This window comes from Protofrankia sp. CiP1_Cm_nod2 (assembly GCF_920664355.1).
Classification (GTDB): domain Bacteria; phylum Actinomycetota; class Actinomycetes; order Frankiales; family Frankiaceae; genus Protofrankia.
In genome coordinates this window covers 9,261-28,430 of the sequence record NZ_CAKKTL010000021.1, presented here as the reverse complement: position 1 = coordinate 28,430, position 19,170 = coordinate 9,261, and the positions used below count along the sequence as shown (strand labels likewise).

General features: G+C 72.5%; 17 protein-coding genes. 13 read left to right on the top strand and 4 right to left on the bottom strand.

The features are described 5' to 3' along the window. The first annotated feature begins 220 nt into the window (after positions 1-220). The 7 genes from NBW84_RS04110 to NBW84_RS04080 all read left to right on the top strand — a co-directional run bounded on the left by NBW84_RS04110 (position 221) and on the right by NBW84_RS04080 (position 8,646). Positions 221-1,405 (top strand): TlyA family RNA methyltransferase, encoded by a 1,185-nt coding sequence (locus NBW84_RS04110; protein WP_250281843.1) that lies wholly within the window; start codon positions 221-223, stop codon positions 1,403-1,405. A 13-nt stretch (positions 1,406-1,418) separates the two neighbouring features. Continuing rightward, positions 1,419-2,306, top strand: coding sequence for an NAD kinase (locus NBW84_RS04105; RefSeq protein ID WP_250281842.1), 888 nt, complete (start codon positions 1,419-1,421; stop codon positions 2,304-2,306). A gap of 81 nt (positions 2,307-2,387) precedes the next feature. Continuing rightward, complete coding sequence (gene recN, locus NBW84_RS04100; protein ID WP_250281840.1) at positions 2,388-4,133, top strand: DNA repair protein RecN; 1,746 nt, start codon at positions 2,388-2,390, stop codon at positions 4,131-4,133. Between the two features lie 15 nt (positions 4,134-4,148). Beyond that, the gene (locus NBW84_RS04095) at positions 4,149-4,475 is read left to right on the top strand and encodes a hypothetical protein (protein WP_250281838.1); all 327 of its coding nucleotides are present in this window, start codon (positions 4,149-4,151) and stop codon (positions 4,473-4,475) included. A 450-nt stretch (positions 4,476-4,925) separates the two neighbouring features. Further along, the gene (locus NBW84_RS04090) at positions 4,926-5,555 is read left to right on the top strand and encodes a malonic semialdehyde reductase (RefSeq protein ID WP_250281836.1); all 630 of its coding nucleotides are present in this window, start codon (positions 4,926-4,928) and stop codon (positions 5,553-5,555) included. Positions 5,556-6,052: 497 nt separating this feature from the next. Then, positions 6,053-7,825, top strand: a complete 1,773-nt coding sequence (locus NBW84_RS04085; protein WP_445548475.1) for a CTP synthase — start codon at positions 6,053-6,055, stop codon at positions 7,823-7,825. Between the two features lie 215 nt (positions 7,826-8,040). Then, a complete protein-coding gene (locus NBW84_RS04080) occupies positions 8,041-8,646 on the top strand; it encodes an NUDIX domain-containing protein (RefSeq protein ID WP_250281860.1) in 606 nt (201 codons plus the stop codon). A gap of 80 nt (positions 8,647-8,726) precedes the next feature. Here the strand turns inward: NBW84_RS04080 and NBW84_RS04075 are convergent, their stop codons facing one another. Both NBW84_RS04075 and NBW84_RS04070 read right to left on the bottom strand, forming a co-directional pair. Then, a complete protein-coding gene (locus NBW84_RS04075; protein ID WP_250281835.1) occupies positions 8,727-9,548 on the bottom strand; it encodes a PKD domain-containing protein in 822 nt (273 codons plus the stop codon). A 116-nt stretch (positions 9,549-9,664) separates the two neighbouring features. After that, positions 9,665-10,309, bottom strand: a complete 645-nt coding sequence (locus NBW84_RS04070) for a hypothetical protein (protein WP_250281834.1) — start codon at positions 10,307-10,309, stop codon at positions 9,665-9,667. Positions 10,310-10,735: 426 nt separating this feature from the next. On the opposite strand from NBW84_RS04070, the gene NBW84_RS04065 reads away from it, so the two are divergent. Beyond that, complete coding sequence (locus NBW84_RS04065; protein WP_250281858.1) at positions 10,736-11,728, top strand: tyrosine recombinase; 993 nt, start codon at positions 10,736-10,738, stop codon at positions 11,726-11,728. Between the two features lie 197 nt (positions 11,729-11,925). Here the strand turns inward: NBW84_RS04065 and NBW84_RS04060 are convergent, their stop codons facing one another. Next, positions 11,926-12,144 (bottom strand): hypothetical protein, encoded by a 219-nt coding sequence (locus NBW84_RS04060; RefSeq protein WP_013874442.1) that lies wholly within the window; start codon positions 12,142-12,144, stop codon positions 11,926-11,928. 617 nt (positions 12,145-12,761) lie between these two features. On the opposite strand from NBW84_RS04060, the gene npdG reads away from it, so the two are divergent. Continuing rightward, entirely contained in the window at positions 12,762-13,445 is a 684-nt protein-coding gene (gene npdG / locus NBW84_RS04055; RefSeq protein ID WP_250281833.1) for an NADPH-dependent F420 reductase, read from the top strand. 218 nt (positions 13,446-13,663) lie between these two features. Next, positions 13,664-14,470, top strand: coding sequence for a helical backbone metal receptor (locus NBW84_RS04050; protein WP_445548476.1), 807 nt, complete (start codon positions 13,664-13,666; stop codon positions 14,468-14,470). Between the two features lie 179 nt (positions 14,471-14,649). On the opposite strand, the gene panB is transcribed toward NBW84_RS04050, so the two are convergent. Beyond that, complete coding sequence (gene panB, locus NBW84_RS04045; RefSeq protein ID WP_250281831.1) at positions 14,650-15,594, bottom strand: 3-methyl-2-oxobutanoate hydroxymethyltransferase; 945 nt, start codon at positions 15,592-15,594, stop codon at positions 14,650-14,652. A 288-nt stretch (positions 15,595-15,882) separates the two neighbouring features. On the opposite strand from panB, the gene NBW84_RS04040 reads away from it, so the two are divergent. The 3 genes from NBW84_RS04040 to NBW84_RS04030 all read left to right on the top strand — a co-directional run bounded on the left by NBW84_RS04040 (position 15,883) and on the right by NBW84_RS04030 (position 19,165). Continuing rightward, a complete protein-coding gene (locus NBW84_RS04040; protein ID WP_250281829.1) occupies positions 15,883-16,812 on the top strand; it encodes a TetR/AcrR family transcriptional regulator in 930 nt (309 codons plus the stop codon). Positions 16,813-17,083: 271 nt separating this feature from the next. Further along, positions 17,084-18,442, top strand: a complete 1,359-nt coding sequence (locus tag NBW84_RS04035) for a glutamine synthetase family protein (RefSeq protein ID WP_250281827.1) — start codon at positions 17,084-17,086, stop codon at positions 18,440-18,442. Positions 18,443-18,982: 540 nt separating this feature from the next. Next, positions 18,983-19,165, top strand: coding sequence for a hypothetical protein (locus tag NBW84_RS04030; protein WP_250281826.1), 183 nt, complete (start codon positions 18,983-18,985; stop codon positions 19,163-19,165). Positions 19,166-19,170: the final 5 nt, after the last annotated feature.

Sequence of the window (19,170 nt, the reverse complement as noted above, 5' to 3'; positions counted from 1 at the left end):
ATCCGCGGGGCCGGGATGCCGTCTCCCCGTCACGGGCGCCCGGGCCGCCGGGACCTCGCCAACAGGGCACGGGGCCGCGCCCACCTGGCCTGGGCGGGCCTCGGCCGCAGCCGTCTGGGCTGTCTGGGCCGGCTGGGCCTCGCTCAGGCGGCCCTCGGCCGGGGCCGCCGCCCGCGGCGGCCGGCCGGGCACCGGCGTGACCGGGGCGAGGCGTCCTGTCGTGGCTCGCCGGGCACGGCTGGACCGTGAGCTCGTCCGGCGCGGCCTGGTGCGCTCCCGTGAGCAGGCCGGCGAGGCGATCGCGGGGGGACGGGTCCGGGTGGCCGGGCGGCCGGCGACCAAGCCCGCCACGGTCGTCGACGACACGACACCCATTGTGATCGTCGCCGGTGACGATCCCGGCTATGTGTCGCGGGGCGCTCACAAACTGCTCGCGGCCCTGTCCGCCTTCGGCGGGAACGCCACCGGCCAGCGGACCACTGGAAGCAGCGCTACTGGAAGCAGCGCCACCGGCGGCATCGGAAATACCGGCAGCGCCGATGGCGGCACGGCCGGAGGCGCCAGCGGCACCACCGGAAGCGGCGTCAGCGGCACGGCCGGAGGGACCGGCAATGTTTCCGAAGAGGCTCGCGGTGCGGCCGTCGGCACCGACGCGGGCGCCGACGCGGGCGCGGGCCGGCTGCGGGTGGCCGGGCGGCGCTGCCTGGACGCCGGGGCGTCCACCGGTGGTTTCACCGACGTGCTGCTGCGCCATGACGCCGCCGAGGTCGTGGCGGTCGACGTCGGGTACGGCCAGCTGGCCTGGCGGCTGCGCACCGACCCCAGGGTCACCGTCCTCGAGCGCACCAACGTCCGTTTCCTCACCGCGGAGGCGATCGGCGGGCCGGTCGACGTGGTCGTGGCCGACCTGTCGTTCATCTCGCTGCGGCTGGTGCTGCCGGCGCTGCGGGCCTGCGCCCGGCCGGCGGCCGACTTCGTCGTCCTGGTCAAACCGCAGTTCGAGGTCGGGCGCGCGGGCCTCGGGCCGGGCGGGGTGGTGCGCGACGTGGCCCTGCACGCCCACGCGGTGTGTCAGGTCGCGGATGCTGCGGCCGAACTGTCGCTGGGCGTGCGTGGCGTCGTCGCGAGCCCGCTGCCCGGGCCGGCGGGCAACGTGGAGTACCTGCTGTGGCTTGTCGGGGGCGCCCCGCCCATGCCACCGCCGCGGCTGACCGATGCGGTCGCCGCCGCGATCGCGGCCGGCCCGGCTGGTGGTCGCGCCACCACCGTCCCCCACTCCGGTCCCGTCCCTGACACCGCTGCTGTCCCCGACACCGCTGCTGTCCCTACCGCCGATTCTCTCCCCACCGCCTATCCTGGTTTCGATCCCGAGCCGTCCACCGAGCGTGACGAGGGCCGCCGATGAGCCGGAAAGCCCAGTGAGCCGGGAAGTCCTGGTGGTCACCCACCCGCGCCGTTCGGTCGTCCGGGAGATCGCACAACGGGTGCTGGACCAGTTCGTCGCCGCCGGGGTCGCCCCGCGGGTCCTGCGGGACGAGGCCGAACTGCTCGACCTGCGCTGCGACAACGTCGTCCCGCCCGACGACGCCGCCGCGTTCGGGGTCGAGCTGGTCCTCGTGCTCGGCGGGGACGGTAGCCTGCTGCGCGGGGCGGAGTTCGCGCGCACCGCCGACGCGCCGCTGCTCGGCGTCAACCTCGGCCATGTCGGTTTCCTCGCCGAGGCCGAGCCGGACGCGCTGGAGTCCACGGTTGACCATGTCGTCCGCAAGGACTACCAGGTCGAGGAGCGGATGACCGTCGACGTGGCGGTCCGCCACCGCGGCGAGCTGGTCTACGAGGGCTGGGCGCTCAACGAGATGTCGCTGGAGAAGGTCGACCGCGCCCGGATGCTCGAGTGCGTCGTCGAGGTCGACAACCGCCCGCTGTCCCGGTGGGGGTGCGACGGCATGATCTGTTCGACCCCGACCGGGTCGACGGCGTACGCGTTCTCGGTCGGCGGCCCGGTGATGTGGCCGGGTGTCGAGGCCCTGCTGGTCGCGCCGATCAGCGCCCACGCCCTGTTCGCGCGTCCGCTGGTGCTGGCCCCGACGTCGTCGGTCGCGATCGAGGTGCTGCCCGCCACGCCGGCCGTGCTGTCCTGCGACGGCCGGCGGTCGGTGGACGTCGAGGCGTTCTCCCGGATCGAGGTCGTGCGGGGCCGCCGCCCGGTGCGGCTCGCCGTGGTGCGCCCACGCCCCTTCACCGACCGGCTGGTCGCGAAGTTCGACCTCCCGGTGGCCGGCTGGCGGGGACGCGGGGGCCGGTGAACGCAGCGCGGCCACCCGCGCCGGCGGTGTGTCGCCCGGGCGGGCGGCGGCGCGGGCGCCGCACCCCATAGAGTCACGTTTGTGCTCGAGGAGGTTCGCATCCGCGGGCTCGGGGTCATCGACGACGCCGTGCTCGAGCTGGCGCCCGGCCTGACCGTGGTCAGCGGCGAGACCGGAGCCGGCAAGACCATGATCGTCCAGGGACTCGGGCTGCTCACCGGCGGGCGCGCGGACGCCGGCCTGGTGCGCCCCGGCACGGCACGGGCCTTCGTCGACGGGCGGATGATCGTCCCGCCGGACGGCCCGGTGGCCGAACGGGTCCGCGACGCCGGTGGCGAGTGCGACGAGGACGGCCTTCTCCTCGGGCGGACGCTGACGGCCGAGGGCCGTTCCCGCGCGCACGTCGGCGGCCGGGCGGTGCCCGCCAGCGTCCTCGCCGAGGTCACCGACGGGCTGATCGCCATCCACGGCCAGTCCGACCAGCAGCGGCTGCTGCGGGCCGGAGAGCAGCGCGCCGCCCTCGACCGGTTCGCCGGCGACGCGGTCGCCCGGCCGCTGGCCGCCTACGCCACCGCCTACGCCCGGCTGCGCACCGTCTCCGCCCGGCTCGCCGAGATCACCGGCCGGGCCCGGGAGCGTGCCGCCGAGGCCGAGCTGCTGCGGGCCGGGCTCGCCGAGATCGAGAAGGTCGATCCCCGCCTCGGCGAGGACGCCGCGCTCGATGCCGAACTGCGCCGGCTGGAGCATGCCGAGACGCTCGCGCAGGCCGCCAGCGGCGCCCACGCCGTGCTGGTGTCCGACCCCGCCACCGGCGACAGCGTGCCGGGCGCCACCGACCTGGTGGGGACCGCCCACCGCGTGGTCGCGGCGGAGGCGTCCCTCGACCCGGCCCTGTCCGAGCTGGCCGACCGTCTGCGGGAGGCCGGGATGCTGCTCGCGGACGTCGCCGCGGACCTGGCCTCCTACGCCGCCGGGATCGACTCCGACCCGGCCCGGCTCGCCGCCGCCGCGGACCGCCGGGCGGCGCTGACGTCCCTTGCCCGCGCGCACGGCACCGACCTGGCCGGCGCCCTGGAATGGGCCGACCAGGCCGGGCGCCGCCTGCTCGAGCTCGACTCCGACTCCGACCAGGCCGGCGCGTGGGCGTCCGAACGCGACCGGCTGGTCACCGAGCTCGCCGGGCTCGCCGTGCGGATCTCCGCCGCCCGCGGGGACGCGGCGGAGAAGTTCGCCGAGGCGGTCGCGGCCGAGCTCGCCGGCCTGGCGATGCCGCGGGCCAAGGTCGAGGCGGTCGTCACGCAGCGTCCCGATCCGGCCGGCCTCCCCGTGGCCGGGCAGGTGCTCGCCTACGGCCCCACCGGGGTGGACGAGGTGGAGCTGCGGCTCGTACCGCATCCCGGGGCTCCGTCACGCCCGGTGCACAAGGGGGCGTCCGGGGGTGAGCTGTCCCGAGTGATGCTCGCCATCGAGGTCGTGCTCGCGGCCGGCGACGTCGCCACGACGATGGTCTTCGACGAGGTCGACTCCGGTGTGGGCGGGCGGGCCGCGGTCGAGGTCGGACGCCGCCTCGCCCGGCTGGCACGCACACACCAGGTGATCTGCATCACCCATCTGCCCCAGGTGGCGGCCTTCGCCGACCGCCATCTGGTGATCAACAAGGCCGACGACGGCTCGGTGACCCGCAGCGGGGTGACAGCCCTCGACGACACCGGCCGGGTCCGTGAGCTCTCCCGGATGCTCGCCGGCGTCGAGGAGAGCACGCTCGCCCGCGGCCACGCCGAGGAACTGCTCGCCAACGCCGCCGCCGACAAGGCCAACCTCCCCTGACCACGTCTGGGTTTTATGATTGCTACGCACGGTGGCAACAATGGTCGTACGGAATGGTCGTATGGCCACAACAATGGTCGTACGGCAGATGGCCCCGCCGCCGAGCCGCACCGCACCGAGTGCGTGATCAAGCACGGTGGCTCCGTCCCGGAAGGCCTCGTCCCGCGGGCCGACGCGCGCACCGGGCCTCGTGGATGCTCTGACGCAGCTGCCAGGGCTCGCGCGCGCCGGGTCCACGCGCGGCAACTACGGGAGATCGTCGAAGAGTACGAGCGGGAGCACGGCCCACTCGACATCGATGGCGTCCAGGACGCGCTGGCGGAATGGCCCGACAGCTCATGAGAGCGGAAGCTGTAGGTGGAAACCGTCGTCATCGCAGCGTTTTCCACCTACAGCTTCCGCGTTCGTAGGTGGTTTTCGTTGTCATGGTGACGTTTTCTGCCTACGGGCCAGGCGCGCACCACCGCCGGCCACGAGGGTGAGGCCGCAGCGAGTGGGACGTTCGGGGCAGGGGCGTCCGGTGGGGCATCGGGCGGGAAAACGTGGGGAAACCGGTCGTGGGGATGAAGGCGCCGCGGAGCAGGGCGAACCCGACGCGCGGACCATCCGCGGGGTGGCGGACCGCTCGCGGGGCGAGGGTCACAGCGGCGTGGGGATGGCGCGGATGTGGTTGTGCGTTCAAGTAGTGTCCTGTGAGGCCGCTGGGCGCCCGGCACGAGCAGTGACCGGGTTCCCAGCGGCCTGGGGATGCCGGACCCGTGACGACCTCGACCATCAGGAGTCCTGACTTTCATGACCGTCACCGACGCCGCCACCAGCGCCACCTCCGGCGCCGCCCTGGCACTGGACGCCGCCGCCGCGGATCTGTTGTTCCACACGGCCCAGACCGCGAACACCTTCAGCGACGAGCCAGTGTCCGACGAGCAGATCCGTGCCATCTACGACCTGGTCAAGTGGGCGCCGACCAGCATGAACTCCCAGCCGCTGCGGATCTTCCTGGTCCGTTCGCCCGAGGCGAGGGAGCGGCTGGTCGCGCATCTCAGCTCGGGTAACCAGGCCAAGACGCGGTCCGCGCCGCTGGCGGCCATCGTCGCCGCGGACGTCGACTTCCACGACAATCTGCCGCAGGTCTTTCCGCACCTGACGACGGCCAGGGACATCTTCGCCGAACCGACCTTCCGGGAGCACAGCGCGCGGTTCAACGCCGCCCTCCAGATCGGCTATTTCATTCTGGGCATCCGTGCCGCGGGACTCGCGGCCGGCCCGATGACCGGGCTCGACGCCGGCGCCGTCGACCGGGAGTTCTTCGCAGACAGGCCGCTGCGCACACTCGCGGTAATCAACATCGGCAGGCCGGGGGAGAACGCGTTCCGTTCCCGGTACCCCCGACTGGACTACGACCAGGTCATCTCCGTCCTCTGACAGCGACTTCCACCCGCCCGCCGTCCGCGTGGCTTCCTGCTGTTTTCCGAACCCCCGTCCGCGTCCCGCCCCGGCCGTCCGCGCCGCCCGCCCGGGGGCCACACTCCGAAGGATGTGAATGCGGTGCTGCCACAACAGCAGCGCATTCACGTCCTTCACATTTTTGTGAGCTGTTGCCCGCGTGAGATTTGGCGGAGCCCCAGGAACAATCCGAGGAACAGCGTGGGGCGGCGGGTGGCTGTGTTCGCGTGTTCTTGTGGGATTTTTGTCTGGTAGGGCGTTCGGCGAACGCGCGGCGGGCCGGATACGTGACCGTGCGGTTACGCGACGACTGGATGGTGATCACCTCCCGGGGGTGGTGGGTCTGTTGGATCATGATGGACGGGCGGCAGTTGTCTCGGGCGTGTCCCGACCCGGGGCGGGGGTGTTACCGTGAAATCCCGTGGACCGGCCGGGTACGGGTGTCCGGCCGGCGCAACCCACGGAAGGGTCCCAGCGTGGCGCAGGCGCACGTGACCAGGCACATCTTCGTGACCGGAGGGGTCGCCTCCAGTCTCGGCAAGGGGCTCACCGCCTCCAGCCTCGGTCGTCTCCTCAAGGCTCGTGGCCTCCGGGTCACCATGCAGAAGCTCGACCCCTACCTCAACGTCGACCCCGGCACGATGAACCCGTTCCAGCACGGGGAGGTCTTCGTCACCGACGACGGCGCCGAGACCGACCTCGACATCGGCCACTACGAACGGTTCCTGGACGTCAACCTCGACGGCAGCGCCAACGTCACCACCGGCCAGGTCTACTCGCAGGTGATCGCCCGCGAGCGCCGCGGTGGCTACCTCGGCCAGACGGTGCAGGTCGTCCCGCACATCACCGACGAGATCAAGGAGCGGATCCGCAGGCTCGCCACCGATGCCTGGGACGTGGTCATCACCGAGGTGGGCGGCACCGTCGGCGACATCGAGTCACTGCCCTACCTGGAGGCGATCCGCCAGGTACGGCACGAGGTCGGACGGGACAACGTCCTGACCGTCCACGTCAGCCTGGTGCCCTACCTGGCGCCGTCCGGGGAGCTGAAGACCAAGCCCACGCAGCATTCGGTGGCGGCGCTGCGCAGCATCGGCCTGCAGCCGGACGCGCTGGTCTGCCGGTCCGACCGGCCGCTGCCGGCCGCGCTCAAGAACAAGATCGCCCTGATGTGCGACGTGGACGACGAGGCCGTCGTCGGCGCGCCGGACGCGGCCTCGATCTACGACATCCCCAAGGTGCTGCACCGGGAGGGCCTCGACGCCTACGCGGTCCGCCGCCTGGGCCTGCCCTTCCGGGACGTCGACTGGACCGAGTGGGACACCCTGCTGCGCCGCGTCCACCGCCCGGCCAAGCTGGTCACGGTGGCGATCGTCGGCAAGTACGTCGACCTGCCCGACGCCTACCTGTCGGTCACCGAGGCGCTGCGGGCGGGCGGGTTCGCGGTGGACGCCCGGGTGGAGATCCGCTGGGTGCCCGCGGACACCTGCTCGTCCCCGCAGGCCACCGCGGTCGCGCTGGGCGGGGTGGACGGCGTGCTCGTGCCCGGCGGCTTCGGCATCCGCGGGATCGAGGGGAAGATCGAAGCGCTCCGGCACGCGCGGACGAACGGGATCCCGGCCCTGGGCCTGTGTCTGGGCCTGCAGTGCATGGTCGTCGAAGCGGCCCGCAACATGGCTGGGCTCACCGACGCGAACTCCACCGAGTTCGACTCGGACACGCCGCATCCGGTGATCTCCACGATGGCCGGCCAGCAGGCCGTGGTCGCCGGGGAACGGGACATGGGCGGCACGATGCGCCTCGGGCTGTACGCGTGCGCGCTCGCGCCCGGAACGGTCGCCCGGCGCGTGTACGGGGCCGCGGAGGTCGACGAGCGCCACCGGCACCGCTACGAGGTCAACAACGGCTACCGCGACCGGCTCACCGCCGCCGGGCTGGTGATTTCCGGGACGTCGCCGGACGGACGGCTCGTCGAGGTTGTCGAACTGCCGGTGGAGGTCCATCCGTTCTACGTCGGCACCCAGGCGCATCCAGAGTTCCGGTCCCGGCCGACACGGGCCCACCCGCTGTTCCGCGCGCTGGCCGCGGCGGCGGTCACGCACGCCGAGCAGCGCACCGGGGTGCTGCCGGTCGAGCTGCCCGACGGCATCGCGGACGTGGACGCCCAGGAGATGGTGGACGGCCAGGGGATACCGGCCGAGGTGCAGTGCTGTGAGGAGCTGGTGCCGTCGTGGCCCCCTACAACGTGACAACCGGCAGCGAGACGGCCGGCAGCGAGACGGCCGGCAGCGAGACGGCCGGCAGCGAGACGGCCGGCAGTGCGGGAGCTGGCAGTGCGGGGGAGCCCGGCGTGCGGGAACCGGACGGGGCATGGTCGGACGCTCCGTCCGTGGACAGTGCGCCCGCGGCTGGCGCGCCGTCCGCGGCGGCGAGCTACCGCTCCGACAGCGGGCACCGCTACGAGGTGGTGGAGTCCGACGTCGTCTTCACCGGGCGGATCATCCGGCTGCGCCGGGACATCGTGCGGATGCCGGACGGCGTGGTGTCCCAGCGTGACGTCATCATGCACCCCGGCGCGGTCGGGGTGGTCGCGTTGGACGAGTCCGGGCGGGTGGTGATGGTCAACCAGTACCGTCACCCCGTCCGCCGGCCTCTGTGGGAGCTGCCCGCCGGCATCCTCGACATCCCCGGGGAGCCGCTGGCGGCCGCCGCCGCCCGCGAGCTCGCCGAGGAGGCCCATCTCACGGCCGCCCGCTGGGACCTGCTCGTCGACGTCCTGGCCTCGCCCGGGATGACCGACGAGGCGTACCGCGTCTTTCTCGCCCGCGAGCTGGCGGTGATCCCGCCGTCGCGGCGGCACGTCGGCGTCCACGAGGAGGCCGAGCTGCGCACGCGGCGGGTGGATCTCGACGAGGCGGTGGCCGACGTGCTGTCCGGGACCATCACCAACGCCATGGCTGTGATCGGCATCCTGGCGGCGGCGACGGCCCGCGCCGGCGGGTTCGCCGCCCTGCGCGCCGCGGACGCACCCTGGCCGGACCGCCCAGCACCAGGAGTGCCCGTTGGATAGCCATCCGTATCCGCCCGGCCGGCGCTTCAGCGGGCCGGACGGGCGGGTGGGCGGAGCGGGCCGGGGCAGGCGGTCTTGGGTCAGTCGTTGCCGGTGAGGACGCTGCCGGCCTCGTTCACGACGACGGGGGCGTTCGCGGCGAGGACCACCGGGTCCAGCGGGAATGCCTGCCCGACGCCGGGCACGGCGAACGTCCCCTGCCAGATCACCGTAAGTGTGATCGTGTAGGTGCCGGGCTGGCGGTAGGCGTGCGACACGTAGGCGTCGGGATGCTCCCGGGGTGAGATCGCCGGGTCGAAGGGGCGGCCGGGGGAGTCCGGGCCGGTCGCGCCGTCCCCGAAGTCCCACCGGTAGTGGGGGACCGCGGTGATCGTGGCGAGCACCGGCTGGTCGACGTTGAAGACGAAGGCCGGCGGGACCGGTGTGTACACCACCGTCGGCAGGTTGGCGAAGCTGCGCCCGCTCGGCGCGACGACGAGCGTGGGCTTGGGCAGCGCCTGTTCCCGCAGGTAGTTGGTGAGCGCGGCCTGGACCTGCGCGAGGGTCGGGGCGGCACCGGGCTGCGGGTCGCACAGCGCGTTCGTGTCAGCGGCCGCCTCCGGGGCGGTCACCCACAGCAGTTCCTCGAAGCCGGTGGTCTCGGCCCCGATGTTGCAGTAGTTCAGCGGGACGACGCAGTCCCCGCAGCCGCCGCCCGCCCGCCGGCCCGCGCCGGTCGCCGGCGTCCGCTGCAGCCGCCCGCCGACGAAGATGTAGGTGTATCCGCTGTCGGTGGCGCGGGTGTCGCAGTATCCCCACAGGGCCGCGCAGGACCCGCCGGTCCGCCCGTCCGGTGCGGCGGCGGCGGGTGACACCACCGGCGGGAGCATCCCGAGCAGGGACGCCGTGACGACAAGGAGCACGACCGCCAGCACTCTCCCGGGACCGCCCAGCCGCTCCGGTGGCCCCGGGCGTTCCAGATGTCCAGGGTGCTCCGGGCCGGGGCACGGGTGAGCGTGCGGGGACGGGGCTGCCCGCGTCACGACGGCCCCGTGGTGTACAGGACGTTCTGGATGCGCCAGCCCGCCGTGCTCAGCACCAGCGTCGCGGTGGCGGCGCGGGCCGGCTGGGCGGGATAGGTCCGGACGGTGTTGCCGGCGGCGTCGAGCAGCCGGACGGCTCTGATCGCCACGGTCGCGCGCGCGGTGGCGGTCCGCTCCCCGGGCGGATCCATGACGACCGGGCCGACGGCGAGCGGATCCACGTCGGCGTGCCCGCCCTGGTCGTGGAAACCGCGGGTGACACCGACGTCGAGCATGCACGTCTGGCATCCCGGCATGGCTGTCAGGCTCACGTCCGCCACCCGTCCCTCCCGACTGGCCGTGTTGATCTCCGTGAAGTACGCCCGTACCGTCGCCAGCGCCGTCCTGGCCGGGTCGGCGGGCGGCGGCCCGGACAGTGTGGCCGCCGCCGGTGACACGGGCCCGGCCGGGCCTGGATCGCCGGTGACCGGCCCGTCCGGCTGGCCGGCCGGGCCGAACGACTGCGCCCTGGGCGGAGCCGGGGCACCCGTGGTGGCCGCACTGCCGCCACAGCCGGCCGCCACCGTGAGGACGATGGCGGCCAGCAGACACCGGGCCGGCAGACACCGGGCGTGTCGTGGCGGTCCACTGTCTGTCCGCATCAGATGTGAGGATAGCCTCAGCCCTTTACACGTACGGACAGGGGCTGGCAAATCGCCCCGGCAGACGCGTCGTCCCAGGTGGTCGGGTGCGATCCGCGCGATATGGGCGGAGGCCGCCCGCCGGGCACCTACACTCACGTCGATGGCGAGCCACGTACATCGACGACGAGCGCGGGCGTGGGGATGGGTTGATGGGCTGATGGCCGGCGAGTCCGTTGTCGCCCCTGGCGGTGACCATGCTGTCTCTGAGGATGACCGGCGCCCACCTGGCCTGACCGCGGCCCATACGGCCCATACGGCCGGTGCGGCTCACGCGGCCGGTGCGGCTCACGCGGCCGGTGCGGCTCACGCGGCCGGTGCGGCTCACGCGGCCGGTGCGGCTCACGCGGCCGGTGCGGCCGGTGCGCGCAGGGTACGCGCGTGAGCATGCCGGCCGGCCCGGAGCCCGTGGCCGGGGACCCGGCCGTCGTGGTCGAGCGCTTCCTCGACCATCTGGCGGGCGAGCGCGGGCTCGCGCGCAACTCGGTCCTCGCCTACCGGCGCGACCTGCGCCGCTACCTGGAGCACCTGCACCTGCGCGGGGTGCGTTCGCTGGCCGATGTGGACGAGTCCGAGGTGGCCGAGTTCGCGGCCACCCTCCGGGAGGGGGCCGGCGAGCACCCGCCGCTGGCGACGTCGTCGGTGGCGCGGATGCTCGTCTCGGTCCGGTCGCTGCACCGCTTCGCCGCGCGGGAGGGCGAGGTCACCTCGGACGTCTCCCGGCCGGTGCGCCCGCCGACCCCGCCGCGCCGGCTGCCCAGGGCGCTCACCGTCGACCAGGTGGTGGCCGTTCTGCGCGCCGCGTCCGCGTCCGCCGCCGGCGGTCCCGGCGGTGATCCCGCCGAGGGGAGCCGGCAGCTGCGGGCGGCCGCGCTGCTGGAACTGCTCTACGGGACGGGCGCGCGCATCTCCGAGGCCGTCGGCCTCGACGTCGACGACCTGGATCTGGACGCGGCGTCGGTGCGGCTGCGCGGCAAGGGTGGCCGGGCCCGGGTCGTCCCGCTCGGCCGGTACGCCGGGGAGGCGCTGGCCGCCTACCTGGTCCGGGCGCGGCCGGTGCTGGCGAGCCGGCGGGCGTCCCCGGCGGTCTTCCTGTCCCGGCGGGGGACCAGGCTGTCGCGGCAGAGCGCCTGGACGGTGCTGCGGACCGCGGCCGTGGCGGCCGGCGTGGAGGGCGTGTCACCGCACGTGCTGCGGCACTCCTTCGCGACCCACCTGCTCGACGGCGGGGCCGACGTGCGGGTTGTCCAGGAGCTGCTGGGCCACGCGTCGGTGAGCACCACCCAGATCTACACGCTGGTCACGGTGGACCGGCTGCGCGAGGTGTACGCGACGTCGCATCCCCGGGCGCTGGGCAGCGCCCGGCCGGCCCGGAGCTGACGCGCTCCCGGCGCACACCCGCCACCTGCGCACGCCACCTGCGCACGCCACCTGGAGACGCTGCCCGGCTCATGCCGCCTCGCCTGTGGCCGCCCGCCCACGGCAGGACGGCCGGGCTGGCCGCGGGTGGGGCCACCAGCGGATGGGCGCCCGCCCGCGTCTGTCGGCCTGCCCTGTCGCCGGGCAGGCCGCGCGGCTCAGGACGGGGTGTACGGCCCCAGGCTCGGCATGCCGTTGGACGGGGCCGGCGTGGGCACCCCTCCGACGCCTCCGACGCCCTGCGTGCTGCGCTCGGCGAGTGTCTCGCCGACCTTGCGCGCGATCGCCTCCATCAGGCGCAGTGCCTGCGGCAGCGACAGGTTGAGCACCACTTCGCTGTCGTTCGTCATCGCGAAGCGAACCGATACGTCCGCCATTGCTCGACCTCTTCCGCCTGGTTCTGTGGATCTCGCCGCTGTTCGTGGAATGGAACGGTACGACCCGTCCTCGAACGACGCGCGGCCGGGGTTGTCCAACGTTCCATGGATGTCACGCAACGCCATGTCATGGTCGCGAAGTGTTGTAAGAACGGAATTGTTTCCGTCGTTCACCTTCTGCCGCTCCTCTGCCTGATCGGTACGGCCGCGTCCGTTGAGAAGACTCCCGCCCCCCGGCGTCCGCCGGCGTTCTACAGGACGATCAACGCCCGTAGCTGTCACGTTGTTCAGGCATAGTCCCGCATTCGCTCCCGGGTCGGGTGACCGGGGGTACCCATGGGTGAACCCAGGCGTATGGATACACTTCGAGCCAGTCGGAAGTACTCGGGGTGGCAGGATCAGGAGCGGTGGCCCGGCCGGGCCGGGTGACCAGGCTGGCCAGAGCGGGCTGGTCAGGGCCGGTTCGAGGGCAGGGCGGGTTCGGGCGACACCGGCCTCTCGGTGTTCCGGGGCCGCTTCGCCGCCCACCGGCCTCCGTGACCGGCGACGGATGCGCCTGATCGGTCCGCCGGCGATCAGAATGCCCTGTGGGCGGGTCATGCGGCAGGATGTGGCCCATGGGCTCTCCTGGCGATCTACCTGACGTCTCGTTGTTGACGATCTCCATCCTTGGTGGCACGGGACCACAGGGCCGCGGGCTCGGGCGCCGTCTGGCCATCGCGGGCAACCGGGTCGTGCTGGGCTCGCGTTCCGCCGAGCGCGCCGGGGAGACCGCCGCGAAACTGGGCGCGGCCGGCTGGGCTGTCACCGGCGCGGACAACGCCACCGCCGCCGCCGCCGGCGACATCGTGATCGTCGCCGTGCCCTGGGACGGCCACGGCGAGCTGCTCACCAGCCTGCGCGCCGAGCTCGCCGGCAAGATCATCATTGACTGCGTCAACCCGCTCGGCTTCGACAAGGGCGGCGCGTTCGTGCTCCCGGTGCCCGAGGGCAGCGCGGCCCAGCAGGCTGCGGCACTGCTGCCGGAGAGCGCTGTGGTGGCCGCGTTCCACCATGTCAGCGCGGTGCTGCTGGAGGACGAGACGGTCAGCGAGATCGACACCGACGTTCTTGTCCTGGGTGACGACCGGCAGGCCACCGACACCGTCATAGCCCTGGCGGGCCGGATCGCCGGCATCCGCGGGGTCTACGCGGGCAAGCTGCGCAACGCCGCCTCCGTCGAGGGGCTGACCGCGAACCTGATCTCGGTGAACAGGCGTTACAAGTCCCACGCGGGGCTACGTGTGACAGACGTTCAGTAACGTTTGGCGGTAATAGCTAGCTGTAGCAGCAGGTAGCAGCAGGTAGTGGCAGCTCGAGTCAGGCGTTCTGTGGCGAATGTTTCATCACAGTGTTCCCCCACGGGCGTCCGGCGTTCCCCCGCGGACGTCCGGCCCGGCTGGCGGGCCCGGCTGGCGTAGGTGGCAATCGACCGGGGTAGGTGGCGACGGTGACGGCGAGCGGCCGGGACGATCCCGGCATCGACGATCTCAGTAACATCGACGATCTTGGTGACGAAGTGGACGATCTTGGTAACGAGGTGGCGGTGCCCCGGCGGGTGACCCGTGTGGTCTCACTCGTCCCCAGCCTGACCGAAGCCATCGCGCACACCGCGCCCGGCCTGCTGGTCGGGGCGACGGCCTGGTGCTCCCGCCCGGCCGACCTCGACGTGACCCGCGTGCGCGGGACGAAGAACCCGGACATCGCCACGATCCTCTCCCTCGCCCCGGACGTGGTCTGCGCCAACGCCGAGGAGAACCGGGACGTCGATCTCGACCAGCTCCGGGCGGCTGGCGTCCCGGTGTGGGTGACGGCGCCGGCCAGCGTGGACGCCGCCCTGGTCAGCCTCGAGCGGATGCTGCGGGGCGCCTGCCGCCTCGACCGGCCGGACTGGCTGGCCGCCGCCCGCGCGACCTGGGCGGCCCCATACCGCGGGCCGCGGCGCAGCGCGCTGGTCCCGGTGTGGCGCCGGCCCTGGATGGCGGTGGGGCGGGAGACGTTCACCGGTGACGTCCTGCGCCGGCTCGGGGTCGACAACGTGCTCGCCGGCCATCCGCAGCGTTATCCCCGGATCCACCTGGACGAGGTGCCGCCCGTCGACCTGGTGGTGCTGCCCGACGAGCCGTACCCGTTCAGCCCCGCCGACGGCCCGGAGGCGTTCGGGGACACCCCGGTGGTGTGCGTCTCCGGCCGCCACCTGACCTGGTACGGGCCGTCCCTGGTATCGGCCCGCGCCGTCCTCGACGCCCAGCTCTCCCACCCGGTCACCACCCCCGCCCGCACCTGACATCCGCGGTGCCGTCGCCGCCGGCCCATGCCGGGGCCGGAGATAGGGCTGTCACGAACGGATACCACCCGCCCACGTCACGTCTTCTGATCAGCCCTGAAGGACGTGGGCGTGATGCTTTGACGACAACCGCTGGGCGGGCCTGGTGGTGGCGGCCTGCCCAGCGGTGTCGGGTGTGCTCAGTGGTAGCTGTGTTCGATGGTGGGGAAGGTGCCGCCGCGGACCTCCTCGGTGAAGCGCAGCGCCGCGTCGGCGAGGATGGAGCGCAGGTCGGCGTAGTGCTTGACGAACCGGGCGTGCGCGTCGGAGAGGCCGGCCATGTCCTGCCAGACCAGGACCTGCGCGTCGCAGTCCGGACCGGCCCCGATACCGATGACCGGGATGGTCAGCTCCTTGCTCACCCGGGCGGCGAGATCGGACGGGACCACCTCGAGCACGACGGCGAACGCGCCGGCCGCCTCCAGCGCGAGCGCGTCGGCGAGCAGGGCGTCACCGGCGTTGCCGCGGCCCTGCACCCGGTAGCCGCCGAGGACGTTCACGCTCTGCGGGGTCAGCCCGAGGTGGGCCATGACCGGGATGCCGGCTGCCACCAGCGCGGCGACCTGCGGGACCACCCGGGCGCCCCCTTCGAGCTTGACCGCCTGGGCGCCGCCGTCCTTCAGGAAACGCGCCGCGTTGTCGATCGCCTGCTCCACCGACTTCTGGTAGGAGCCGAAGGGCAGGTCCGCGACGACCATCGCGTGGGTGGTTCCGCGGACGACCGCGCGTACCAGCGACAGCATCTCCTCCACCGTCACCGGGACGGTGGTGTCGTAGCCGTAGACGACGTTGGCCGCCGAGTCGCCGACGAGCAGCACCGGCACGCCCACCTCGTCGAAGATGCGGGCGGTGGTCGCGTCGTAGGCGGTGAGCATCGCCCACTTCTCCCCGCGGTCCTTCGCTGCCTGGACCTCCCGGACGGTGGTCCGGCCGCGGCGGGCCGCGCTGCCGCGGGCCGCCGCGGCCGGCCCTGATCCTGATCCTCCCGCTGAGCTGCCCGGTGCCGTCGACGCGCCGTACAGCGTCGTCGCTTCCCCGGCCGCGGCGGTGGGCGCGGCGGAACAGACTTCCGCTGTCCTGTTCATGCGATCTCCTGTTGGTCCGTCCGGGCGCTGGCGCGTCCCGGCGTCCCCTCCATGCTGCCACCGGGGCGGAAACAGATGCGTCGTGGCCTGGCTCACCGTAGGCTTCGATCTTGGATGTAGGGGGCGCCATCCGACGGTCGGGACACAACTTCGGCGGACGGGACCTATGGGGCACAGCAGGAACCACAGAGGTGGACGGCAGTGGCCGCGGGTGAGCGGGCGCGCTGTGTCGAACCCGATGCCGAACCCGATGCCGGACCCGATGCCGGGCCTGTCGCGGTATCCGGCGTGGCGCCGCCGACGGCTCTCGACGCCGCCCTCGCCACCGTTGCCGGCACGGCCCTCGATAGGGCCCGGGGCGTGCCGGTCACGGCCCGCGGGACGGCCCGTGCGGTGGCCTCCGGCATGGGGTTCGACCAGGTGTACCCGGGCCGGCCGTCCGCGGGCCGGGGCCGGGGCGGGACGTCCGTCGTGACGATGCCGGGCGGATGCGCGTCCGGGCCGGCGCGATCGGCGGCCGGCGAGCAGCACCACCCACCTGTCGACCGGCGCGGGCCCGAGCCGGCGCGGCCACCGATGCGCGCGCCGGGGCGTCCCCGCGACACCCGCCGGGACGAAGCGATCATCAGCGCGACCCTGCACACGCTCGCCGACTACGGGTTCGCCGGGCTGTCGATGGAGGCGGTCGCGGCGCGGGCCGGGGTCGGCAAGGCAACGGTCTACCGGCGGTGGCCGACCAAGGACGCCCTGGTCGTCGAGGCACTGGGCACCCTTGCGGATCTCTCGGGCGGGGCACAGACCGGGTCGCTGCGCGACGATCTCGTCGCCTGGCTGAACACCGTGCGCAAGCACAGCATCCAGACGCTGGCCGGTCGCATCCTGCCCAGGCTGCTGGCCGAGAAGGAGGAACATCCCGATCTGTTCGAGGCCTACCGCCGGCGGGTCATGGCACCGGTGCGGGACCGGGTGGCCGCTCTGCTGCGTGACGGCATCGTCTCGGGGGAACTGAGCCCCGACATCGACATCGACATGATCATCGACATGCTGGTCGGCTCCGTCGCCTACTGGCAGTACACCGGGCACCTGCGTGACGTCAGCGGCTCCCGGATCACCGGGGTGGTCGACACGGTCCTGCGCGGGATCCTCCAGCGTTCCGGGCCCGACACGGCCGAGCTGCCGGCGGGCCAGCCGACAGCGGGGATACCGGCCGTCGGCTGACCCGCTGGCCACACCGGCGTGACGGGCCGCGGCCCGCCGCTGTCACCCCGCCGCCGAATGATCGCGTCATCTTTGGCCCAGGGTGCCGCCAATCCGGACTCGGCTGTGACAATACGTCACGGGTCTGGTTGTCGGGATGCCGTGCCGGGGCGTTCGGACAGGCCAGTCGCTAAGGTCGGCTGGGAGCTATCCGATCGGTGCTCTTTGGACCACCTGCCCGCCCGCGACGGCGAGCCGACATCGTTCAGCCCTCTTCAGCGCGGAGGCTGCCATGGACAAGCAGCAGGAGTTCGTTCTGCGAACCCTCGAGGAACGCGACATCCGGTTCATCCGGTTGTGGTTCACCGACGTCCTCGGCGTGCTGAAGTCCGTCGAGATCGCGCCGGCCGAACTGGAGGGGGCGCTCGCCGAGGGCATCGGGTTCGACGGGTCGTCCATCGAGGGCTTCGCCCGGGTCCACGAGGCGGACATGCTCGTCAAGCCGGATCCGTCGACCTTCCAGGTGCTGCCCTGGCGCGGGGACAGCCCGGTGACCGCGCGGATGTTCTGCGATCTCGTCATGCCGGGTGGCGCGCCGTCCCCGGCGGATTCCCGCTGGGTCCTGCGGCGGACGCTGGCCACCGCGGCGGAGGCCGGTTTCACCTTCTACACCCATCCCGAGATCGAGTTCTTCCTGTTGCGGCAGCCGCCGCGGCGCGGTGCGCCGGTGCCGCCGCCGGTCGACGACTCCGGGTATTTCGACATCACGCCGAACGACATCAGCCATGATTTCCGGCAGCAGGCCATCGGGGTGCTCGAGCGGCTGGGTATCTCCGTCGAGTTCAGCCACCACGAGGTGGCGCCCGGCCAGCAGGAGATCGACCTGCGATACGCCGACGCCCTGACGATCGCCGACAATATCATGACATTTCGTCAGGTGGTGAAGGAGGTCGCGCTGCGGCAGGGTATCTACGCGACGTTCATGCCGAAGCCGTACAGCGACCAGGCCGGGTCGGGCATGCACACCCACCTCAGCCTTTTCGAGGGTGACCGGAACGCTTTCTACGACCCGACCGACCCCTATCATCTCTCCAAGGTCGCGCAGGCTTTCATCGCCGGTCTGCTCGTTCACGCGGCCGAGATCACCGCGGTGACCAACCAGTGGGTGAACTCCTACAAACGGATCGTCGGCGACCAGCGTGCCGGTGAGGTGCTGGAGGCGCCCGCCTATGTGTGCTGGGGGCACAACAACCGTTCCGCCCTGGTGCGGATACCGTTGCACAAGCCGAACAAGCCGAACGCGACCCGGATCGAGTTCCGGTCGCCGGACAGCGCCTGCAATCCCTATCTGGCGTTCGCGTTGATACTCGCCGCGGGCCTGCGGGGCATCCAGGAGGGGTACGAGCTGCCGCCGCCGGCGGCGGACGACGTGTGGACCCTGACCGAGCCGCAGCGCAACGAGCGGGGCATCACGGCGCTGCCCGGCACGCTGGAGGAGGCGATCGCGACCATGGAGCGGTCGGAGCTGGTGCGCGACACGCTCGGCGCCGACCTCTTCGAGTTCTTCCTGCGGAACAAGCGGGCCGAGTGGGCCGAGTACCGCCGCCAGGTCACGCCGTTCGAGATCGACCGGTACCTGCCCGTTCTCTGACCGGCCCTGTTCCGTGACAGGCCCTGTTCTCTGGCCGGCCTCCGTCCCTCTGGCCGGCCCTGGGCGGGGACGGTCGTGACCGTCCCGTGGCCGGGCCGGGAAGGTCTGCCACGCGGGTCCGCCCGGTCCGCTGAAAAGGTGATATCGGGTAACTGGTGGCCAGTCGTCGAGAAATAGCGTGAAACGATTTACCTGAATCCGGATTCGGACCCATGGCGACTGGAAGTGGCCGGTTGCTTGCGCTCCGCCGCTCTGGCCTCTAAAGTCCAGTCCCGATGGACCGCAAAAGCGGCCTGTGACGACCTGGCCGAGGTATGCGGCGAACTGTGTCGGCCATACGGCCGTGCTTCCGTGCCCGTCGTCCACCGGGTGCGGTCGCCTGCGGTTCATCACATATGAAAAAGGCACCTGGAACAGCCGCGGAACAGCTCCGTGGAACAGCTCCGTGGAACAACGCGCAGGCCCGGCGGAACAGGCGTGCGGACAGGTGCGATCATTATCGGCCGTTCAGCGGGCGATGACATCCGAAAGGGAAACGTGATGACGACTACAACTGGCCTGGACGCCGCCGAGCTGGCGGCGGAACACGCCGAGCTGCTTCCGGAGCGTTCGGCGATGGCCGTCTGGGACTACACCGACCTCGGCTGGGCCGCTGGGCTCTTCGGCGGTCTGTTCGCCACGGCGGCCGACTACGTCGGCGGCGCCTTCTTCGTCCAGTTCTGACGGGA